The 17,694-nt window shown below is 47.2% G+C and carries 19 protein-coding genes; all 19 read left to right on the top strand.

Features of this window, described 5'->3' with window-relative positions; all coding sequences use genetic code 11:
* Positions 1-54: 54 nt before the first annotated feature.
* The 19 genes from KJS52_RS03915 to KJS52_RS03825 all read left to right on the top strand — a co-directional run bounded on the left by KJS52_RS03915 (position 55) and on the right by KJS52_RS03825 (position 17,688).
* A complete protein-coding gene (locus KJS52_RS03915) occupies positions 55-912 on the top strand; it encodes a heptaprenyl diphosphate synthase component 1 (protein WP_213513329.1) in 858 nt (285 codons plus the stop codon).
* A gap of 11 nt (positions 913-923) precedes the next feature.
* Positions 924-1,622, top strand: a complete 699-nt coding sequence (locus KJS52_RS03910) for a demethylmenaquinone methyltransferase (RefSeq protein WP_213513327.1) — start codon at positions 924-926, stop codon at positions 1,620-1,622.
* Between the two features lie 47 nt (positions 1,623-1,669).
* Positions 1,670-2,644 (top strand): polyprenyl synthetase family protein, encoded by a 975-nt coding sequence (locus KJS52_RS03905; protein WP_213513326.1) that lies wholly within the window; start codon positions 1,670-1,672, stop codon positions 2,642-2,644.
* A 122-nt stretch (positions 2,645-2,766) separates the two neighbouring features.
* The gene (gene ndk / locus KJS52_RS03900) at positions 2,767-3,210 is read left to right on the top strand and encodes a nucleoside-diphosphate kinase (protein WP_213513325.1); all 444 of its coding nucleotides are present in this window, start codon (positions 2,767-2,769) and stop codon (positions 3,208-3,210) included.
* A gap of 21 nt (positions 3,211-3,231) precedes the next feature.
* Positions 3,232-4,011 carry a CheR family methyltransferase gene (locus KJS52_RS03895; protein ID WP_213513324.1) on the top strand — a complete coding sequence of 260 codons (780 nt, stop codon included), beginning with the start codon at positions 3,232-3,234 and terminating at the stop codon, positions 4,009-4,011.
* Positions 4,012-4,193: 182 nt separating this feature from the next.
* Positions 4,194-5,363: a chorismate synthase gene (gene aroC, locus KJS52_RS03890; protein ID WP_246563106.1), complete on the top strand. Its 1,170-nt coding sequence runs from the start codon at positions 4,194-4,196 to the stop codon at positions 5,361-5,363.
* Position 5,364: 1 nt separating this feature from the next.
* Positions 5,365-6,459: a 3-dehydroquinate synthase gene (gene aroB / locus KJS52_RS03885; protein WP_213513322.1), complete on the top strand. Its 1,095-nt coding sequence runs from the start codon at positions 5,365-5,367 to the stop codon at positions 6,457-6,459.
* A gap of 2 nt (positions 6,460-6,461) precedes the next feature.
* A complete protein-coding gene (aroH, locus tag KJS52_RS03880) occupies positions 6,462-6,827 on the top strand; it encodes a chorismate mutase (protein WP_213513321.1) in 366 nt (121 codons plus the stop codon).
* A gap of 291 nt (positions 6,828-7,118) precedes the next feature.
* Positions 7,119-8,669, top strand: a complete 1,551-nt coding sequence (trpE, locus tag KJS52_RS03875; protein ID WP_213513320.1) for an anthranilate synthase component I — start codon at positions 7,119-7,121, stop codon at positions 8,667-8,669.
* Between the two features lie 27 nt (positions 8,670-8,696).
* Positions 8,697-9,740: an anthranilate phosphoribosyltransferase gene (trpD, locus tag KJS52_RS03870; RefSeq protein ID WP_213513319.1), complete on the top strand. Its 1,044-nt coding sequence runs from the start codon at positions 8,697-8,699 to the stop codon at positions 9,738-9,740.
* Positions 9,730-10,527, top strand: a complete 798-nt coding sequence (gene trpC / locus KJS52_RS03865; RefSeq protein WP_213513318.1) for an indole-3-glycerol phosphate synthase TrpC — start codon at positions 9,730-9,732, stop codon at positions 10,525-10,527. Before trpD ends, trpC begins: the two co-directional genes overlap by 11 nt.
* Positions 10,524-11,222, top strand: a complete 699-nt coding sequence (locus tag KJS52_RS03860) for a phosphoribosylanthranilate isomerase (protein WP_213513316.1) — start codon at positions 10,524-10,526, stop codon at positions 11,220-11,222. The genes trpC and KJS52_RS03860 overlap by 4 nt, the downstream gene beginning before the upstream one ends.
* The gene (trpB, locus tag KJS52_RS03855) at positions 11,219-12,409 is read left to right on the top strand and encodes a tryptophan synthase subunit beta (protein ID WP_213513315.1); all 1,191 of its coding nucleotides are present in this window, start codon (positions 11,219-11,221) and stop codon (positions 12,407-12,409) included. Before KJS52_RS03860 ends, trpB begins: the two co-directional genes overlap by 4 nt.
* 1 nt (position 12,410) lies before the next feature.
* The gene (gene trpA / locus KJS52_RS03850; protein ID WP_213513313.1) at positions 12,411-13,217 is read left to right on the top strand and encodes a tryptophan synthase subunit alpha; all 807 of its coding nucleotides are present in this window, start codon (positions 12,411-12,413) and stop codon (positions 13,215-13,217) included.
* A gap of 255 nt (positions 13,218-13,472) precedes the next feature.
* Complete coding sequence (gene hisC / locus KJS52_RS03845) at positions 13,473-14,570, top strand: histidinol-phosphate transaminase (RefSeq protein WP_213513312.1); 1,098 nt, start codon at positions 13,473-13,475, stop codon at positions 14,568-14,570.
* Between the two features lie 3 nt (positions 14,571-14,573).
* Positions 14,574-15,665: a prephenate dehydrogenase gene (locus KJS52_RS03840; RefSeq protein ID WP_213513311.1), complete on the top strand. Its 1,092-nt coding sequence runs from the start codon at positions 14,574-14,576 to the stop codon at positions 15,663-15,665.
* Positions 15,666-16,187: 522 nt separating this feature from the next.
* Positions 16,188-16,691, top strand: coding sequence for a MauE/DoxX family redox-associated membrane protein (locus KJS52_RS03835; protein ID WP_213513310.1), 504 nt, complete (start codon positions 16,188-16,190; stop codon positions 16,689-16,691).
* Between the two features lie 74 nt (positions 16,692-16,765).
* The gene (locus KJS52_RS03830; RefSeq protein ID WP_213513308.1) at positions 16,766-17,287 is read left to right on the top strand and encodes a thioredoxin fold domain-containing protein; all 522 of its coding nucleotides are present in this window, start codon (positions 16,766-16,768) and stop codon (positions 17,285-17,287) included.
* Positions 17,288-17,325: 38 nt separating this feature from the next.
* Entirely contained in the window at positions 17,326-17,688 is a 363-nt protein-coding gene (locus tag KJS52_RS03825) for a lasso peptide biosynthesis B2 protein (RefSeq protein ID WP_213513307.1), read from the top strand.
* Positions 17,689-17,694: the final 6 nt, after the last annotated feature.

Genomic DNA, 17,694 nt, shown 5'->3' with positions numbered 1-17,694 from the left:
ATAATTTTTATTGTAAAGAGGAATGTTACCTATTTTTGTTCGGAGGCTTCATCAATGAAAAAATACCGTGTAGCTGATGCTGCCGCACCTTATGTCCAATATGATATGATTCACCTACATACTGAGCTTCCTGCATATGCGGAGCCCAGATTGCAGTTGCTATTCGGTGCCCTTAGAAGCTCGAAGCAAAGCAGAGAGCGTTCAGAGCTGTTCAATCTAGTGACAGCTTTGGTTCAGCTTGGAATGGATACACATGATCTTATCGATACGGAAACAGGACAACGGACGGAGAAGCAAATGCGCTCCAGGCAACTTAAGATTTTAGCAGGCGATTATTTTAGCGCAAGATTTTACCAGCTATTGGCTGCCGCAGGCGAAGTAGAGCTGATCGGCTTGTTAAGTAAAGCGGTTGCAGATGTTAATCGCTTGAAGATTACGCTTTATGAAAAGGTGCAAGCGGCCACGCTAACCGCGGAGGAATATCTAAGTAGCAGAATAAATCTTAAAAGTGAGATGTTCTTGCCTTTTTATCGTTATTTTGAGGAGCCGCTGGCGGAAATATGGCAGGAGCTGCTGCATTATGTTTCTCGCTTTGAAGTAATTTATGAGGAGCTGAAGGACAGCGTCACTGCCGGCGGCTTTGCACGCAGCTTTGCATATTGGTCGTTGCTCGGTGCAATCAGTCCCGCTGAGGAGAAAAGCTTGCTGAAGCAGGACAATTATGAGCATTTGCTTGAGAAGCACAATATACGCCGCTATTTGATGGATACGCTGCATACCGTATACGATGCCGTGCATAAGCTGCTGGAGAGCGAGCATTTCACAGAGCTAAAAAAAGAGCTTCATCATTTGATGGAGGAAATGGCGTTGAAAGTGGCTAAATATTCTATGAAACGAGTGGAGGCACAATGAGTTCGAATTCTATGCAAAATTCCAAAAGTCATGTACATGACCTGTTTGAAAATATTGCACCGAAATACGATAAAATGAACGACATTATGAGCTTCAGACAGCATAAGGTGTGGCGTAAAAAAACGATGCAGCTTATGAATGTTCAGCCTGGGCAAACTGCGCTGGATCTGTGCTGCGGAACTTGCGATTGGACGATTGATTTGGCGAGAGCAAGCAAAACAGGGAAAATTATCGGTCTTGATTTCAGTGAGCAAATGCTTGCTATTGGCAAGCGTAAAGTAGTGGAAGCAGGCCTGGATGCGCAGGTTGAGCTTGTTCAAGGCAATGCAATGGAGCTGCCGTTTGCTGATAATTCATTTGATTATGTAACAATAGGGTTTGGCCTGCGCAACGTTCCGGATTACAAGCAGGTTGTTTCCGAAATGCTGCGCGTCGTTAAGCCAGGCGGAAAAATTGTATGTCTGGATATGTCCAAGCCGCAAGCTCAGCCCTTCAAAAGCATTTATTACTTTTACTTTGAGAAGATTGTTCCGTTGCTGGGCAAAGCATTTGCCAAGCGTTTTGCCGCCTATAAATGGCTGCCTGATTCGCTGCAGCTGTTTCTTGATGCCAAGGAGCTTAAGGCTTTGTTTGAGCAGGTAGGAGCCAAGGAGGTATATGTGAAAAACTTCTTCCTGGGCGTTGCAGCGCTGCATATTGGGAAAAAGTAAGCAGCTTATGCTGAGCAATGATCAGTCGCAACAGTAAGGGTGAGGACATGAAGTTATTGGAAATCTACGCAAAAATGAAAGGCGATATCAACAAGATTGAAACAGAGCTCGAGCGTGTCGTGATGGACGAGCAGCCACTGCTTTCAGAAGCAGCACTGCATTTGCTCAAAGCGGGAGGGAAGCGAATTCGCCCCGTTTTTGTGCTGCTTGGCGGTAAATTCGGCGAGTACAGGCTGGATGATCTGAAAAAGGTTGCCGTCACGCTGGAGCTGATACATATGGCTTCACTGGTGCATGATGATGTAATTGACGATGCAGAGACGAGACGAGGTCAGCTAACCGTAAAGTCCAAATGGGATAATCGAGTCGCGATGTATACAGGCGATTACATCCATGGACAAGCGTTGTCGCAAATTGCGCAAATTTCCAACCCTAAGGTGCATCAGATGCTTTCCAAAGCGCTGGTTGAAATGTGCATCGGGGAGATGGAGCAAATTCGCGACTTTTTCAACACTGAGCAATCCGTACGTCATTACTTGCTGCGCATTCGTCGCAAAACCGCGCTGCTGCTGGCAATTAGCACACAGCTCGGCGGGATTGTAGCGGGCTGCAGCCCGCAGCATTACAATGCGCTGTATCGTTACGGCTACAATGTTGGCATGGCATTCCAGATTCGTGACGATTTGCTTGATTTGTACGGTACTGAAAAACAGATTGGCAAGCCGCCGGGCTCAGATATTCGCCAAGGAAACATTACACTTCCGGTCATTTTGGCATTGCAGGATATTACGGTGCGCGAGCCGCTGCTTGCTGAAATTAAACGAATTCATCACGAGGGCAGTGGAGCAGACACAAGAGCTGCAATCGAATACGTGCGCAGCAGTGCCGGAAGCCAGCTGGCAGATGAGCTGGCTAATCGATATATCGCCAAGGCGCTAACCATTTTGGAGGAGCTGCCTGCCAATTCAGCACGCAAAAATCTCGTAGAGATTGCTCAGTTTGTCGGCAAGCGGAATTATTAATGAGCGTTCAAAAAGCACGGCTTTCAGGACATCGTCATCAAAGTTGCGCTTTTTGAACTTCCTCTATTAATGAGTAGAACATCCTTTATATACTAGACGCTCTAAAGGAAGGGACACGACATATGGATAGAACATTTTTAATGATTAAGCCTGATGGTGTTCAGCGCGGCTTGATAGGCGAGCTTGTAGCTCGCTTTGAGAAAAAAGGCTTGAAGCTTGTTGCAGCAAAATTTATGAAAATAACGCCTGAGCTGGCCGAGCAGCATTACGGCGAGCATAAAGGCAAGCCATTCTATGAGCCATTAGTAGACTTTATTACATCAGGGCCTGTTTTTGCTATGGTGTGGGAAGGCGATAACGCAATCGCCTTGACGCGTGCCATGATTGGCAAAACGAATGCCGTTGAGGCAGCGCCGGGCACGATTCGCTCGGATTACGCAGTACATACGAATTTTAATCTTATTCATGGCTCGGACTCACCTGAAAATGCTGCTAGAGAGATTCAAATATTTTTCAGCGAGCATGAGCTGATTGACTATGAACATAGCATTCAGCGCTGGATTTAGGCTGAACACGGGGGCATGATGATGTCGGACGATTTGGACTTTATTCGATTTATAGAAAATATTAAGAAAAAAACAGCGATTGATTTATCGTTGTACAAGGAAGCTCAGATGAAGCGGCGCTTGACGACGCTTCGGCTAAAGCATGGGCATACGACGTTTGAATCGTATTTTCAGGCGCTTGTCGCCCAGCCTGCAATGATGGATGAGTTTCTTGATCGCATGACGATCAATGTCTCGGAATTTTGGCGCAATCCCCAGCGCTGGGAAGTGCTGCGCAGCAAATTTTTACCCGAAATGATCAGTCAGTACGATAAGCTGAAAATATGGAGCGCGGCTTGCTCGACAGGCGAGGAGCCCTATACGCTGGCGATGATTCTCGATCAGTTGAGTATGCTGCACAAAACAGAGCTGCTCGCTACTGATCTTGATCAAGGCGTACTGGCAAAAGCACATCAAGGCTTCTATCTCGACCGCTCGGTGCGGGATGTGCCGCCTGTCTTTCTCAACAAATATTTTCATGAGGAAGAAGGCGTATACTCCGTAGTCGATTCGCTTAAGCGGGCAGTCAAATTCAAGCAGCACAATATGCTGTACGATCCATTCGATTCCGGCTTTGATCTGATCGTATGCCGCAATGTGATGATCTATTTTACAGAGGAAGCAAAGAATGAGCTGTATCATAAATTCGCCAAGGCATTAAAGCCGGGCGGTATTTTGTTCGTTGGCAGCACCGAGCAAATTTTTACACCGTCGCAATACGGCTTTGAAACGGCAGATACATTTTTTTATCGCAAATTATAAGAGCAATCATAACATCGTTATTATGGCGAGCGCCGAGGCAAGAAACAGGTCTGCTCGCCTTATTTGTTGCACCCTGTATTTTCTTGTCAAACTAGCAGGGCTGTACTATAATGAGCAAAGATATTTACGGCTTTACAATGATCGCAGGAAAATTGTTCTGCATGTTTAAGGAGGAGCTAGTTTTGAGTTTACGTTATTTGACAGCGGGTGAAACCCACGGTCCTCAATTGACCGCCATTATAGAAGGATTGCCTAGCAATTTGACGCTTGATTTTGAAGAATTGAACTTTCAGCTGCAGCGCCGTCAAAAGGGTCATGGCCGCGGCCGCCGCATGCAAATCGAAAAGGATACGGCGGACATTGTCGGTGGCGTGCGTCACGGTAAAACAACAGGCGCTCCGGTAGCGCTGGTCGTCGTTAACAATGACTGGAAGCATTGGACCAAGGTGATGAATATCGAGCCGATTGAAGGCACGGACGAGACGAAGCGTCGCGTACATCGTCCACGTCCAGGTCATGCTGATTTGAACGGCGGATTGAAATACAATTTGAAGGATTTGCGCAACGTGCTGGAGCGTTCCTCTGCGCGTGAAACAGCAGCGCGTGTTGCTGTAGGCGCGGTTGCCAGACAGCTGCTTGCCGAGTTCGGCATTAAGGTTGCCGGTCAAGTTATTCGCATCGGTGAAATCGAAGCGCCGCAGCATAATTTGCCGATTGACGAATTGATTGCGCGTACTGAAGAATCGTCTGTACGCGTCGTTGACAAGGAAACGGAAGAGAAAATGACCGCCTATATCGACCAAATTAAACAAGAAGGCGATTCAATCGGCGGCATTGTTGAATGCATTATCGAAGGCGTGCCAATCGGTCTAGGCAGCCATGTGCAGTGGGATCGCAAGCTGGATGGAAGAATTGCGCAAGCGGTTATGTCGATCAACGCATTCAAAGGTGTTGAAATCGGCATCGGCTTTGAAGCAGCGAAAATTCGCGGCTCACAGGTGCACGACGAAATTTTGTATACGCCGGAAAAAGGCTATCATCGCGCAACCAACCGTCTTGGCGGTTTTGAGGGCGGCATGACAAACGGAGAGCAAATTGTAGTGCGCGGGGTAATGAAGCCGATTCCAACGCTTTACAAGCCGTTGCGCAGCGTTGATATTGATACGAAAGAGGAGTTTACTGCTCAGGTTGAGCGTTCCGACAGCTGTGCCGTGCCGGCTGCAAGCGTTGTAATGGAGCATGTAGTGGCATGGGAGGTTGCGCGTGCGTTCCTTGAAAAATTCGGTGGAGATTCAATCGAGGAAATTCATGCTAACCTTAAAAACTATCAAGAGCAATTGGAGAGATACTAATATGCGTCAGCTTAACGTAGAGCTTGGCGAACGCTCCTATCCAATCTATATCGGGGAGGGCCTCCTGGATGAGGTCTCTTCTTATTTCGTAAAGCATGGCATCAGCCAAAAATCTCCACTGATGATAATTACGGATGAGAAGGTCGCCCCGTTTTATCTCGAACATTTAACGGAGCGCCTGAGCGCAGGCGGCTTTAAGGTGGTCAGTGCGATCGTAGCATCAGGCGAACAGTCCAAATCGCTGGCGAATTTGGAGCTGCTCGTAACTAAGGCGCTGGAGGGCGGTCTGGATCGCAAGTCGGCGATTGTTGCGCTCGGCGGCGGTGTAGTAGGGGATCTTGCCGGATTTGTGGCAGCCTCTTATATGCGCGGCGTGAAGTTTGTTCAAATTCCGACGACGATACTGGCGCATGACAGCAGTGTAGGCGGCAAGGTTGCGGTCAATCATCCATTGGCTAAAAATATTATTGGCGCTTTTCATCAGCCTGAATTCGTGCTGTATGATCTTAAAACGCTGCAAAGCTTGCCTGACCGCGAAGTAAAGGCAGGACTGTCGGAGGTCGTCAAGCACGGCTTGATCTGGGACAAGGAATTTGTAGATTGGTGCATTGCCAACGCTGGTGCAATGGTCAGCAAGCAGCCTGAGGCGCTCGGCTATGCGCTGTATAAAGGCTGCGGCGTTAAGGCGCAGGTCGTCTCTGAGGATGAAAAGGAATCAAGCTTGCGCGCGATTTTGAATCTCGGTCACACGATTGGTCATGCATTGGAGGCTGTCGCGGGCTACAATGAGCTGCTGCACGGTGAAGCGATCTCCATAGGGATGATTGGCTCCGCCAAGCTAGGCGTGCGCTATGGCGCATCTGAGGACCTTTTGCGCGTTACGGCTTTAGCGCTTGAAAGCTGTGGTCTGCCAACACGCATTCCGGCTCATTATGATACAGATGCAATATTGGCAGCGATGATGCACGATAAAAAGTTTTCTGAAGGAACGGTAGTATTTGTAGTGCCGGTTGAAATCGGCAAGGTTGAAATTAAGCCGGATGTGCCGATTCAATGGGTGCGTGAAATTATCGAAGAGCTTAAGCAGGAGGATTGAAAATGACAGTTCGGGGAATTAGAGCGGCAGCTACTGTTGAAGCGAATGAAGCGAATGAGATTAAGGCGGTCACGCTTGAAATGGTAACGAAGCTCGTTCAGGAAAATGATGTAAACCCAGAAGACATTGCCAGCGTATTGATTACGGTAACGAATGATCTCGACGAAGCGTTTCCTGCGCAAGCCATTCGCCAGCTACCAGGTTGGGAGCTGGTGCCGCTTATGTGTGCGCTGGAGGTGCCTGTGAAAGGCAGCCTGCCAAAATGCGTACGGCTTATGGTGCTGGTCAATACGGAAAAAGCTCAGCAAGAAATCAAGCACATCTATTTGGGTGGAGCAAAGGCGCTGCGCCCGGATTTGGCGAAGTAAGGTTGGCATTGACAGTGCCTGGCGCGATAGAGTATAGTAAGTGTCAGATGAGTAGAGTTGAGTTAGATGAGATAGGTTTATGAGATGAGTTTTAGAAGGATAAGTATATGCGCATCACTATTGCAGCAGTTTGTTTGCAGTAGGGCATGTGCTGTTGTTTTTGTACTTATTTTCTATTTGATCTTATAATGTCAACGGCTCCCGCTCATAGCGGGGGCCTTTTTTGTTACATAAACCTGCTCGCGACGATTATAGACAAGGCAGAGAGCCTGGAAAGTGAGAGTGTTGCCGATGAATACGGAATTAAAGCAAGTGATTGCAATGGCAAGCAAGTACAATCTTATTCCAATTGTACGACGAGTGATGGCTGATACAGAAACACCAATTCGCTTGTTTAAGCATTTTGCGAAAAAAGAGCATGCGTTTTTGCTGGAGAGCGTCGAGGGCGGAGCAAAATGGGCACGCTATTCCTTTATCGGCAGTGATCCATTTTTAATGCTGTACGGCAAAAACGGCAATATGGTGCTGGAGCAGCAGGGGCACAAGCAGATTGTTCAGGAGAAGCCGCTCGAGCTGCTGAAAGCAAGGCTGCGAGCATTCCGTACGCCGGCTATCGCTGAGCTTCCGCCATTCACAGGCGGAGCGATTGGATTTTTCGGCTATGATTTGCTGCAGTATTACGAGAAGCTTCCAGCCCATCGCATTGATGACATGGATATGAACGACATTCAGTTCATGTTCTGTGATCAGGTTATCGTATTCGATCATTTGAAGCAACAGCTTTTGCTCGTGAGTAATGTTCATATAGCAGAGGGAGCAACGGATCGCCAAATCGAGGCTTCATACGATGCCACCTTGGCGAGAATCGATGGGCTCATTAAAGAAATTCGTCAGGTCAATGTCGCCACAGACATTCCAAACGGCACGCTCGACATGGACCCGGAGCTGGGCGACATTCAGTCAAATGTAACGAAGGAGCAATTTATTCGCAACGTTAACCAAGCAAAGGAATATATTCGCGCTGGCGATATTTTTCAAGTCGTGCTGTCACAGCGCTTTAATATTGAAACAACAGTTGATCCGCTGCATGTGTATCGCGTGCTGCGCGTCATGAATCCATCGCCTTATATGTACTATTTGAAGATGGGCGAGCAAGTTATCGTCGGAACATCACCAGAGGCATTAGTAAAGGTTAACAATGGCAAGGTGGAGACTCGTCCGATTGCTGGCACCCGCCCGCGCGGCAAAACGGTGGAAGAGGATAAGCAGCTTGAGCAGGATTTGCTAGCTGATGAGAAGGAAAAAGCAGAGCATTTGATGCTAGTCGATCTTGGCCGCAACGACATTGGCCGCGTTGCCAAATACGGCACGGTACGCTGTGATTCCTTTATGGAAATTGAACGCTATTCGCATGTGATGCACATCGTTTCCAATGTGTCGGGCGAGCTGCGCGAGGATAAAGATTTCTTCGATGCCTTTATTTCCTGCTTGCCTGCCGGCACCGTATCGGGAGCTCCAAAGCTGAGAGCGATGGAGATTATCGCAGAGCTGGAAAATGAGGCGCGCGGCGCATATGCGGGAGCAATTGGCTATCTTGGCTTCGCAGGCTCGATGGATGCGTGCATTACGATCCGCACCATTATTTTCAAAAACAATCGCGCTTATGTACAGAGCGGAGCGGGGATTGTGTGGGATTCCAATCCGGAGAGTGAGTACATGGAAACCGTCAACAAGGCAAAAGCGATGCTAAAGGCAATTCGCGCCGCTGAGCTTATGTTTTCTCCGGCAGGGCAAGCACAGTCTGCATCAGCATTAAATTCGGATTATGAGCTGGTTGAATAGTCGATAAAAGGTTGAGGAGGTAAGAGGATGAGTGAGCAATTAAGCATGCAGGGAGCAATCAACAAGCTGGTAAATGGCATAAGCTTGACCAGGCAAGAAGCGCAAGATATGATGCGGCAAATCATGAGCGGAGAGGCGACTTCTGCACAAATTAGCGCGGCTGCAATCGCATTGCGGATGAAGGGTGAAACGAAGGATGAAATTGCAGGGTTGGCCGAGGTAATGCGCAATTTCTCGGCGCATGTCGAGAATAGCCATAACGGTCTGCTGGATACATGCGGTACGGGCGGATCAGGAATTAGCAAATTCAACATTTCCACTGCTTCTTCGCTTATTGCCTCGGCAGCAGGCATTTCGGTCGCCAAGCATGGCAATCGCGCAATGTCTGGAAAGAGCGGCAGTGCGGATGTGCTGGAGGCATTAGGCGTCAATATCAACATTACGCCGCAGCAAGCGAAGGAATGTCTTGAGGATGTCGGTATTTGCTTTATGTTCGCGCAGCTCTATCACCCGTCACTGAAATATGCCGCTGCGCCGCGCAAAGAAATCGGCACGCGCACGATCTTCAATATGCTCGGGCCGCTTACCAATCCGGCGAATGCCGATCGCCAATTGCTGGGCTTGTACGATGCAAGCAAAACAGAGGTTATTGCCGAGGTGCTGCATGAGCTGGGCATCGTGCGGGCGCTCGTTGTAAGCAGCGACGACGGACTGGACGAGATTAGCATTTCCGCGCCAACGAAGGTTTCCGAGCTGAAGGACGGCAAGGTTACGACCTATTCGATTACGCCAGAGGAGCTTGGTCTCACTCGTTACCCGCTGACGGAGGTATATGGTGGCGAGCCGGTGGTCAACGCGCAAATTATCCGCGATATATTTGACGGCAAGCGCAAAGACGGGTATCGTGAAATCGTACTGGCTAACGCTGGAGCCTGCATTTATTTGGGAGGCCTTGCGGACAGCCATCGTGAAGGAGTGCAAATTGCTGCTGAGATTATTGATTCTGGCAAAGCAGCGCAAAAATTAACGCAACTTATCGAGAAGACGGGTGAAGTAAGCAATGTTTCTTAATCGAATCGTTGAAACGAAAAAACAAGAGGTTGCCGAGCTGGCAAAAACGTTGAATAAAGCTGAAGCGGAGCAAGCTATTGCGCAATTGCCGCCATGTCGCGGCTTTGAGCAGTCGCTACGCGAAGGAAGCCGCAACCGCGAGCTCGCTTTAATTGCCGAGGTGAAGAAGGCTTCACCGTCCAAAGGGCTTATCCGCGATGATTTCCATCCAGTAGAGCTCGCACGCGCATATGAATCAGCGGGTGCGGACTGCATCTCGGTGCTGACAGACGTGCAATATTTCCAAGGCAGCAATCAATATTTGACTGATATTGCGCAAGCGGTTAAGCTGCCGCTGCTGCGCAAAGATTTTATTATCGACGAGCTGCAAATTTACGAGGCGCGACTGATTGGCGCAGATTGCATTCTGCTCATTGTTGCGATTTTATCTGATCAGCAGCTGAGCGATTATTATGATCTGGCGAAAAAGCTGGGCATGGATGTATTGGTTGAGGTGCATGATGAAGCTGAGCTGGAGCGGGTGCTCAAGCTTAATAAAGCGACGCTGATTGGCATTAACAACCGCAACTTGCATACGTTTGAAACGAGTCTGGAAACGACAGCGAAGCTCATTAAGCGAATGCCGCCTCATGTACTTAAAATTAGCGAAAGCGGCATATTAAGCCGTGAGGATTATCAATATGTGCGAGCTGCTGAAGCGGAAGGGCTGCTCATTGGCGAGCATTTTATGCGCCAAGGCGATGTAGCGGCTGCGATCGAGCAGCTTATGGGCAAGGTGCTGCGATGAGCCAGACGAAAAAGCCGAATCAAGCTCCGAGCATTAAAATTTGCGGCTTGCGCGACGAGTCAACGATTGCGACGATGAACGGCTTGCCGATTACGGAGGTCGGGCTCGTCTTTGCCCCAAGCAAGCGTCAGGTGACAGTGGAGCAAGGGGGCAGACTGGCTGAAGCCATTAAAAAGCTTGCTTGCCGCGACGGCTTGGCGCCCCGCGCAGCAGGTGTGTTTGTCAATTTGCCGCTGCAGGATATGATTGAGCTGCTGGAGCAGGTACAGCTTGATATTGTACAGCTGCATGGACAAGAAGCGGTGGACTATTATCGTTCCCTTAGGGAAGCTTATCCACAGCTGGCGCTTTGGAAGGTTGTATCCATTAAAGCGGAGACGGCTCAGCCGGACAAACAGCAAATTATAAATGAGCTTGCGCCCTTTGTTCCTTATATCGAGCGGCTATTGCTTGATGCGCCGGGCGGGGGCACAGGCAAGCCGTTCAATTGGCAAGCGATCTCGATCTATAAGGAAGCAGCGCAGCAGCTGGGTAAGGCACTCGTTGTGGCGGGCGGTCTGCATGCTGGCAATGTAGGCGAGCTGCTGGGGCGCTACAGCGTAGATGGGGTAGACGTCTCCAGCGGTGTTGAAACGGACGGCGTAAAGGATAGCGACAAAATAACCGAGTTTGTTAGAAAGGTGATAGAGGCATGACACAATTACCAGATTCCAATGGACGCTTTGGCCCATTTGGGGGCAGATATGTACCGGAAACATTGATGAACGCCCTGCTTGAGCTTGAAGAAGCTTATTTGCATTATAGCAAGCAGCAGGATTTTAAAGACGAGGTGCTGGATTTGCTGTTCCGCTATTCGGGCAGACCAACCTCCTTATATTATGCGAAAAATTTAAGCGAGAAGCTTGGCGGCGCTAAAATTTATTTGAAGCGCGAGGATTTGAACCATACGGGTGCGCATAAAATCAACAATACAATCGGACAAGGTGTGCTTGCCAAGCGAATGGGCAAAACAAAAGTTATTGCGGAGACAGGTGCAGGACAGCATGGTGTTGCCTCTGCAACGATCGCGGCGCTGCTTGGTCTGGAATGCAAGGTGTTTATGGGCGAGGAGGATATGAAGCGCCAGCAGCTTAATGTATTCCGCATGAATTTGCTGGGCTCGGAAGTTGTGCCGGTTACAAGCGGCACCCGCACGTTAAAGGATGCCTGCAATGAAACGTTGCGCTATTGGGTTAGCAACGTCAATGATACGTATTATATTTTAGGCTCGGCTACGGGACCGCATCCTTATCCGATGATGGTGCGCGACTTCCAGCGCATTATTGGCGACGAATCGCGCGAGCAAATTTTGAAATACGAGGGCAAGCTGCCTGATTATGTTGTAGCTGCGGTTGGCGGCGGCAGCAATGCAATCGGCATGTTCTATCCATTTATTGAGGATGAAGGCGTTAAGCTGCTGGGTGTTGAGGCTGCCGGTCGCGGCGTTGACACAGCGGAGCATGCTGCAACGATGACCAAAGGGCGTCATGGCGTATTCCAAGGCTCGATGAGCTACGTGCTGCAGGACGAGCACGGACAGGTGCAGCCAGCGCATTCTATTTCGGCGGGGCTTGATTATCCGGGGATTGGTCCTGAGCATTCCTATTTGAAGGATTCTGGCCGTGCGGATTATGTGCCGATTACAGACCAGGAGGCGTTGGACGCTCTGCAGGAGCTTTCTCGCACCGAAGGCATTATCCCTGCGCTTGAGTCGGCTCACGCGATTGCGCAAACGATTAAATTAGCTCCGACCCTCAATAAGGATCAAGTCGTTGTTGTCAGCCTGTCGGGACGAGGCGATAAAGATGTTGAATCGATTATGGGATACCTTGGAGGGAACTAGAATGAACTTAATTGATCAAAGGTTTGCAGAGCTGAAGCAACAGCAAAAAACAGCGTTGATTCCGTTTATTTCCTGCGGAGATCCTACGCTTGACGATACGATTGACATTATTAAGACGCTGGAGGAAGCGGGAGCCGATATGGTTGAGCTCGGCGTGCCGTACTCTGATCCGCTTGCCGACGGGCCTGTTATTCAGCGCGCTTCCGAGCGGGCGCTGCAGCATGCTGTAACACTTAAGGATTGTATTGAGCTGGGCAGCAGACTGCGCCAGCAAGGCGTCAAGCTGCCGCTTATTTTATTTACGTACTACAATCCTATTTATCAATTTGGCTTGCATGCATTTTTCGAGCTGCTTAAGCAGCATGACATTAGCGGATTGATTGTGCCGGATTTGCCAATTGAGGAGGATCAGGAGCTGCGTCAGCTTGCTGAACACAACAATATTCACCTCATCCCGCTTGTCGCGCCAACATCGAATGAGCGCGTTACACGCATTACAAAGCAAGCGAAAGGCTTTGTCTATTGTGTTTCTTCATTGGGCGTTACCGGTGAGCGCTCCGACTTCCATGCGGAAATTGACCAATTTCTAAATCTGGTTAGAAGCGCAAGCGATGTGCCGATTGCAATCGGCTTTGGCATTTCCTCGCGCGAGCAGGTGGCTCGCTTTGAGCAAAAATGCGATGGTGTCATTGTCGGCAGTGCGATTGTACGCACGATCGAAAGCAATGTGCCGCTGCTGCGCGACCCGGCTACGAAGGCAGAAGGACTGGCCAACATCCACCGCTTTGTTGCAGAGCTTAGAGGCTAAATAAAGCAAAGCCTATAGCTATAAACCAAGTGTGCAGAACCGGCAATGATCTGTTTATTCCCAGTATACGGCCATTATAAGGATAAAGTGAAGCGCAAGCTGCTGCGGGTTAGCCCCGCCAGCTTGCGCTTTTTAAATGCAGAACCATCTGATATGTAAAGATTTGCTTTAAATGCAGCCGCAGTTGTGAGAAAATAATAAAAAGCAGTCGTTAATTAACGCTTTAAAGTAACTATGATAAGAGGTGAACGGCTCATGCAGCCAAAACAAAACATTATGCACTTACCTGTTTATCAGCCAGGTAAGCCAATTGAAGATGTAAAGCGTGAATTGGGTTTGGACGATGTGATTAAGCTCGCTTCCAATGAAAATCCGATCGGCTATTCTCCTAAAGCAAAAGCAGCAATGCTTGATGAAATAGATCGATTAAACATTTATCCAGACGGAGCAAGCGTTGAGCTGACAGCTGTTCTTGCGAAAAAGCTGGGCGTTGCGGAAAATCAGCTTATTTTCGGCACAGGATCAAGCGATATTATTTTAATGATTTGCCGTGCTTATTTGACATCTGCAGACGAGACGGTAATGGCAGATGAAACGTTCTCGCAGTACAAGCATAACTGCGAGGTTGAAAATGCAAAAATTGTTGAGGTTCCGTTAAAGGAAGGCAAGCATGATTTGGATGCGATGCTTGAGGCGGTTAATGAGCGCACGAAGGTGCTGTGGATTTGCAATCCAAACAACCCGACTGGCACAATTGTTGAGCATGAGGAGCTCGTTCAATTTTTAACCAAGGTGCCGGGCCATGTGCTTGTCGTGCTGGATGAAGCATATTGCGAGTATGTAACGGATGAGCAGTATACAGACGGCACGAAGCTGCTTGAGCAATTTCCTAACCTGGTCGTATTGCGCACATTTTCTAAGGTATACGGCTTGGCTGCGAACCGTATAGGCTACGGAATTGGGGCTGCGCCTGTTATTAGAGCAATCAATCAAGTGCGCGAGCCGTTCAACACTGGCCGCTTGGCGCAAGTAGCTGCAAAGGCCTCTTTGCTCGATGACGAATTTCTGACTCGCAGTCGCGCTGCAAATTCGGCTGGACGGGATTATTTGCACGCGCAGTTTGACCGTATGGGCCTGCAATATTTTGAAGGTCATGGCAACTTTATTATGGTCGATGTACGAACACCGTCGATGCAAATATTTGATCGTTTGCTGCGCAAAGGCATTATTATTCGCGCTGGCTGGAAGCACTACCCGAATTCAATCCGTGTATCGGTTGGAAACGAAGAGCAAAATGCCAAGTTTATTCAAGCTCTTGAGGAAGTGCTGACAGAATTGGCGGTGCTACAGTAGGAAATGAAAAAAGTTGCGATATTTGGTGTTGGGCTTATTGGTGGTTCAATTGCACTTTGCTTGAAGGGACAGCCTGATGTAACTGTAGTTGGCTATTCCAATCGCGAGTCATCAGCGAAAAAGTATGTACAGCGCGGGGTAGTCGATTATGCAACGACCTCAGTCGAGGAAGCTGCATTGGATGCTGATTTTATCTTTTTATGCGTGCCAGTCGGCCTTATGGATGATTATATTAGTCAGCTTTGCAGGCTGCCGCTCAAGCAAGGCTGCATTGTAACCGATGTTGGAAGCACGAAGGCGTCCGTCATGGCCTCTGCCAAAGCCTTTGCCGGCACGTCTGCCGTCTTTATTGGCGGCCACCCGATGGCAGGCTCAGAGCGTTCAGGCGTCGAGGCAGCGTCAGGAAGGCTGCTGGAGAATGCGTTCTACGTACTGACGGCAGATGCAGACACACCTGCACAGGCAATTGCTGATCTGGAGCAGCTGCTCTCCTATACACGCGCACACATTGTAAAGGTGGATGCTCGTCAGCATGACACGATTGTCGGTGCGATCAGCCATTTGCCGCATATTATTGCGGTTGCGCTTGTCAATCAAGTACGGCAGTACAATGAAAGCAACGGCTTGTACGAGCTGCTGGCTGCTGGCGGTTTTCGTGATTTGACGAGAATTGCTTCTGGCGATCCGCCGCTCTGGCGCGATATTTTGCTGGACAATAAGGAAGTGCTGCTCAAGCTGATTACTGACTGGCAAATAAGCATTGATCAATTCCGCGTCATGCTTGAAAATAATGACGGCGAAGCTATTATGCGTGCTTTTCAGGAAGCAGGGGCGTTTAGAGGGAAAATGCCGGAGCGTCGCAAAGGCATTTTGCATGCTGTCTACGATTGCTATGTCGATGTGCCTGACCATCCAGGGATTGTTGGCTCAATTGCTTCAGAGCTCGGAAAAGCTAATATTAACATAAGCAATATTCAAATTATTGAAAGCCGCGAGCAAATTCCAGGCGTGCTTAAGCTGAGCTTCCGTACGCAGGAGCAGCTTGATGAGGCGATAGAGCTGCTGGGCAAAAATGGCTACCACGTAGAATTGTAACCTCAGAGCCGCGGTATAACAGCGCTGTATAAATGCGACATAAACGAGCAGGTTGTTTCACGAGCTATTGTGAGACAGCCTGCTCGTTTTCTTTTGGCTAATTTTTCTAATATAGAGAATAGTGAAGTCTCGACAACAAACGATTTTTTAGAAAAAAAAAGACCACTCATATGAGTGGTCTGTGTTCAATTCGGAACACAATTGTTATTGGATAGGAGTGGAGAGAAACCATACTGTACTTTTATTATATGTATACGCTTCCACTTTGTCAATAAGCGCTTTCATTTTTTTGCGAAATATATTTATGAGCATTTAGCCTTTTAAAGCTGTGCGTGCTTTCGCTTAGAGCGTTTCTGTACAAAAGTATAATGTGAAGGGTTAAAGACTGAAGTTTGTAAGGTGTTTTTTAGATATGGGTTGAATTACAATATTAGTAAATAATTCATTTTGGTGGTTTTTGTTAAACTTTAAGGATCAAAATTCATTAAGTGGAAAAGTACAGAAAAGGAGGGAGATCGAGTATTGCTTACTCAATTCTTATCTAATTTTCTATTTATCGTTTTCTTCATTTCCGGTGTATCAAAGCTACTATCTATACGGTCATTTCAAGTAACCATCAATCAATTTGGCATGTTGAGACGTTCAACTCGACTCATATCATGGGCAGTTCCTATGTTGGAGATCTTAATTTCGTTTATGTTTCTAGGGAAACATGCAATTGCTACGTTAGGAGCAGTTCTTGCTTTGGTTTTAATGCTAGCATTTTCAATGATCACTTTTATTGCACTGAAAAGAAAAATTGATTCCTCCTGCAACTGCTTTGGAAAATTAATGAATAGCAAATTTGGATTAGGAACTGTACTCCACATTATTGTTTTAAGTCTGGCAGCATGTTATGTGCTTATTTATCCGAAAACGATTGAATTTAGTTTAAAGGAAACTATTTCAAGTATGCTTATTTCGGTTGGCATCGTTGTTATGTATAGTTTGATTTTAGAGTTCAAGGATGCGTCCCGGATGAATTAAATATACGCATTTTGCATAACCAAGAACTCCCAAGAGTACAACATACAGTGAGATATGAGAAAAGGGGTATTTCTATGTATTTATTTTGGATTTCTTACGGGCTGAATTGGTGTATTGTTGTTTTACTTTGGATTATGTATATGAAGGGGAAAAGTAGTCGTTCGACTAATCCAGATCCCCAAGCACTAGCAGAAAAAAATTTGATTGGCTCTATATTTCCAATACAAATATTTAAAACAGTCGATCAAAGATTTGTCAGTACAACGAGCAGAGAATATACGGTGCTTTTTTTTGTTACACCAGAGTGCGATGGCTGCAAAAAAATAATAACGGAACTTGAAGGAATCTCGGGTATTGACCAAGACAATTTAATTATGATTAGTTTTGGCGAGGAATCAGATGCCAAAGCGTTAGTAGAGAATTTAAAAATCAGGCAACCAGTCACTGCCTATGATTTCAAGTACGTAGAATTATTTGGCGTTAATATGCTGCCATATGCCGTAATTGTTAATGCTAATGGGATTGTCATAGCAAAAGGAGAAATTGATTTTCCAAGTTCTTTGGCAAAAATGATAGACAATCTACCCTCATTTTGATTGAATATGCGATTGTTTAAATGTGGGAGGTGTAAGCATTGCTTATAAAACTTGAAGTCTTATGTTTATATCTATTTTTCAAGTTTAAAATTCGTCGTAATGGATACAACGAAGTACGCAAATATTTGGTTAGCAGCAATAGCAAGTCTTATAAAAGTCTTGACAAAAAAGCCGAAGCTATTATTTCGGTTATAAATTCGAATATTGATGCTTATGAAAAATCAAATATATGCCTTTATAAGAGTCTTATTGGTTATTTAATGCTTAACCGTCGAAACTACAAGGTTAACATTAAAGTTGGAATAAAATTCCCTCCTTTTGCTTCACATGCATGGTTAGAGCATGATGATAAAACAACTATTTTTGGAGAAGATTCAGATCGTTATTTAACACTAAACTAAGTTCAC

The sequence above is a fragment of the Paenibacillus montaniterrae genome (assembly GCF_018403185.1).
GTDB lineage: Bacteria > Bacillota > Bacilli > Paenibacillales > Paenibacillaceae > Pristimantibacillus > Pristimantibacillus montaniterrae.
The sequence above is the reverse complement of the archived record's forward strand: the minus strand, read 5'-3'. Positions and strand labels throughout refer to the sequence as shown.

Excerpts from the sequence above, each read along its gene's own strand:
- ndk (WP_213513325.1), top strand. The coding sequence starts at position 2,767 with ATGGATAGAACATTTTTAATGATTAAGCCTGATGGTGTTCAGCGCGGC.
- trpA (WP_213513313.1), top strand. The coding sequence starts at position 12,411 with ATGAACTTAATTGATCAAAGGTTTGCAGAGCTGAAGCAACAGCAAAAA.
- trpB (WP_213513315.1), top strand. The coding sequence starts at position 11,219 with ATGACACAATTACCAGATTCCAATGGACGCTTTGGCCCATTTGGGGGC.
- hisC (WP_213513312.1), top strand. The coding sequence starts at position 13,473 with ATGCAGCCAAAACAAAACATTATGCACTTACCTGTTTATCAGCCAGGT.
- trpD (WP_213513319.1), top strand. The coding sequence starts at position 8,697 with ATGAGTGAGCAATTAAGCATGCAGGGAGCAATCAACAAGCTGGTAAAT.
- KJS52_RS03905 (WP_213513326.1), top strand. The coding sequence starts at position 1,670 with ATGAAGTTATTGGAAATCTACGCAAAAATGAAAGGCGATATCAACAAG.
- aroB (WP_213513322.1), top strand. The coding sequence starts at position 5,365 with ATGCGTCAGCTTAACGTAGAGCTTGGCGAACGCTCCTATCCAATCTAT.
- trpC (WP_213513318.1), top strand. The coding sequence starts at position 9,730 with ATGTTTCTTAATCGAATCGTTGAAACGAAAAAACAAGAGGTTGCCGAG.
- KJS52_RS03915 (WP_213513329.1), top strand. The coding sequence starts at position 55 with ATGAAAAAATACCGTGTAGCTGATGCTGCCGCACCTTATGTCCAATAT.
- trpE (WP_213513320.1), top strand. The coding sequence starts at position 7,119 with ATGAATACGGAATTAAAGCAAGTGATTGCAATGGCAAGCAAGTACAAT.
- aroH (WP_213513321.1), top strand. The coding sequence starts at position 6,462 with ATGACAGTTCGGGGAATTAGAGCGGCAGCTACTGTTGAAGCGAATGAA.
- KJS52_RS03840 (WP_213513311.1), top strand. The coding sequence starts at position 14,574 with ATGAAAAAAGTTGCGATATTTGGTGTTGGGCTTATTGGTGGTTCAATT.
- KJS52_RS03910 (WP_213513327.1), top strand. The coding sequence starts at position 924 with ATGCAAAATTCCAAAAGTCATGTACATGACCTGTTTGAAAATATTGCA.
- KJS52_RS03895 (WP_213513324.1), top strand. The coding sequence starts at position 3,232 with ATGTCGGACGATTTGGACTTTATTCGATTTATAGAAAATATTAAGAAA.
- KJS52_RS03830 (WP_213513308.1), top strand. The coding sequence starts at position 16,766 with ATGTATTTATTTTGGATTTCTTACGGGCTGAATTGGTGTATTGTTGTT.
- KJS52_RS03860 (WP_213513316.1), top strand. The coding sequence starts at position 10,524 with ATGAGCCAGACGAAAAAGCCGAATCAAGCTCCGAGCATTAAAATTTGC.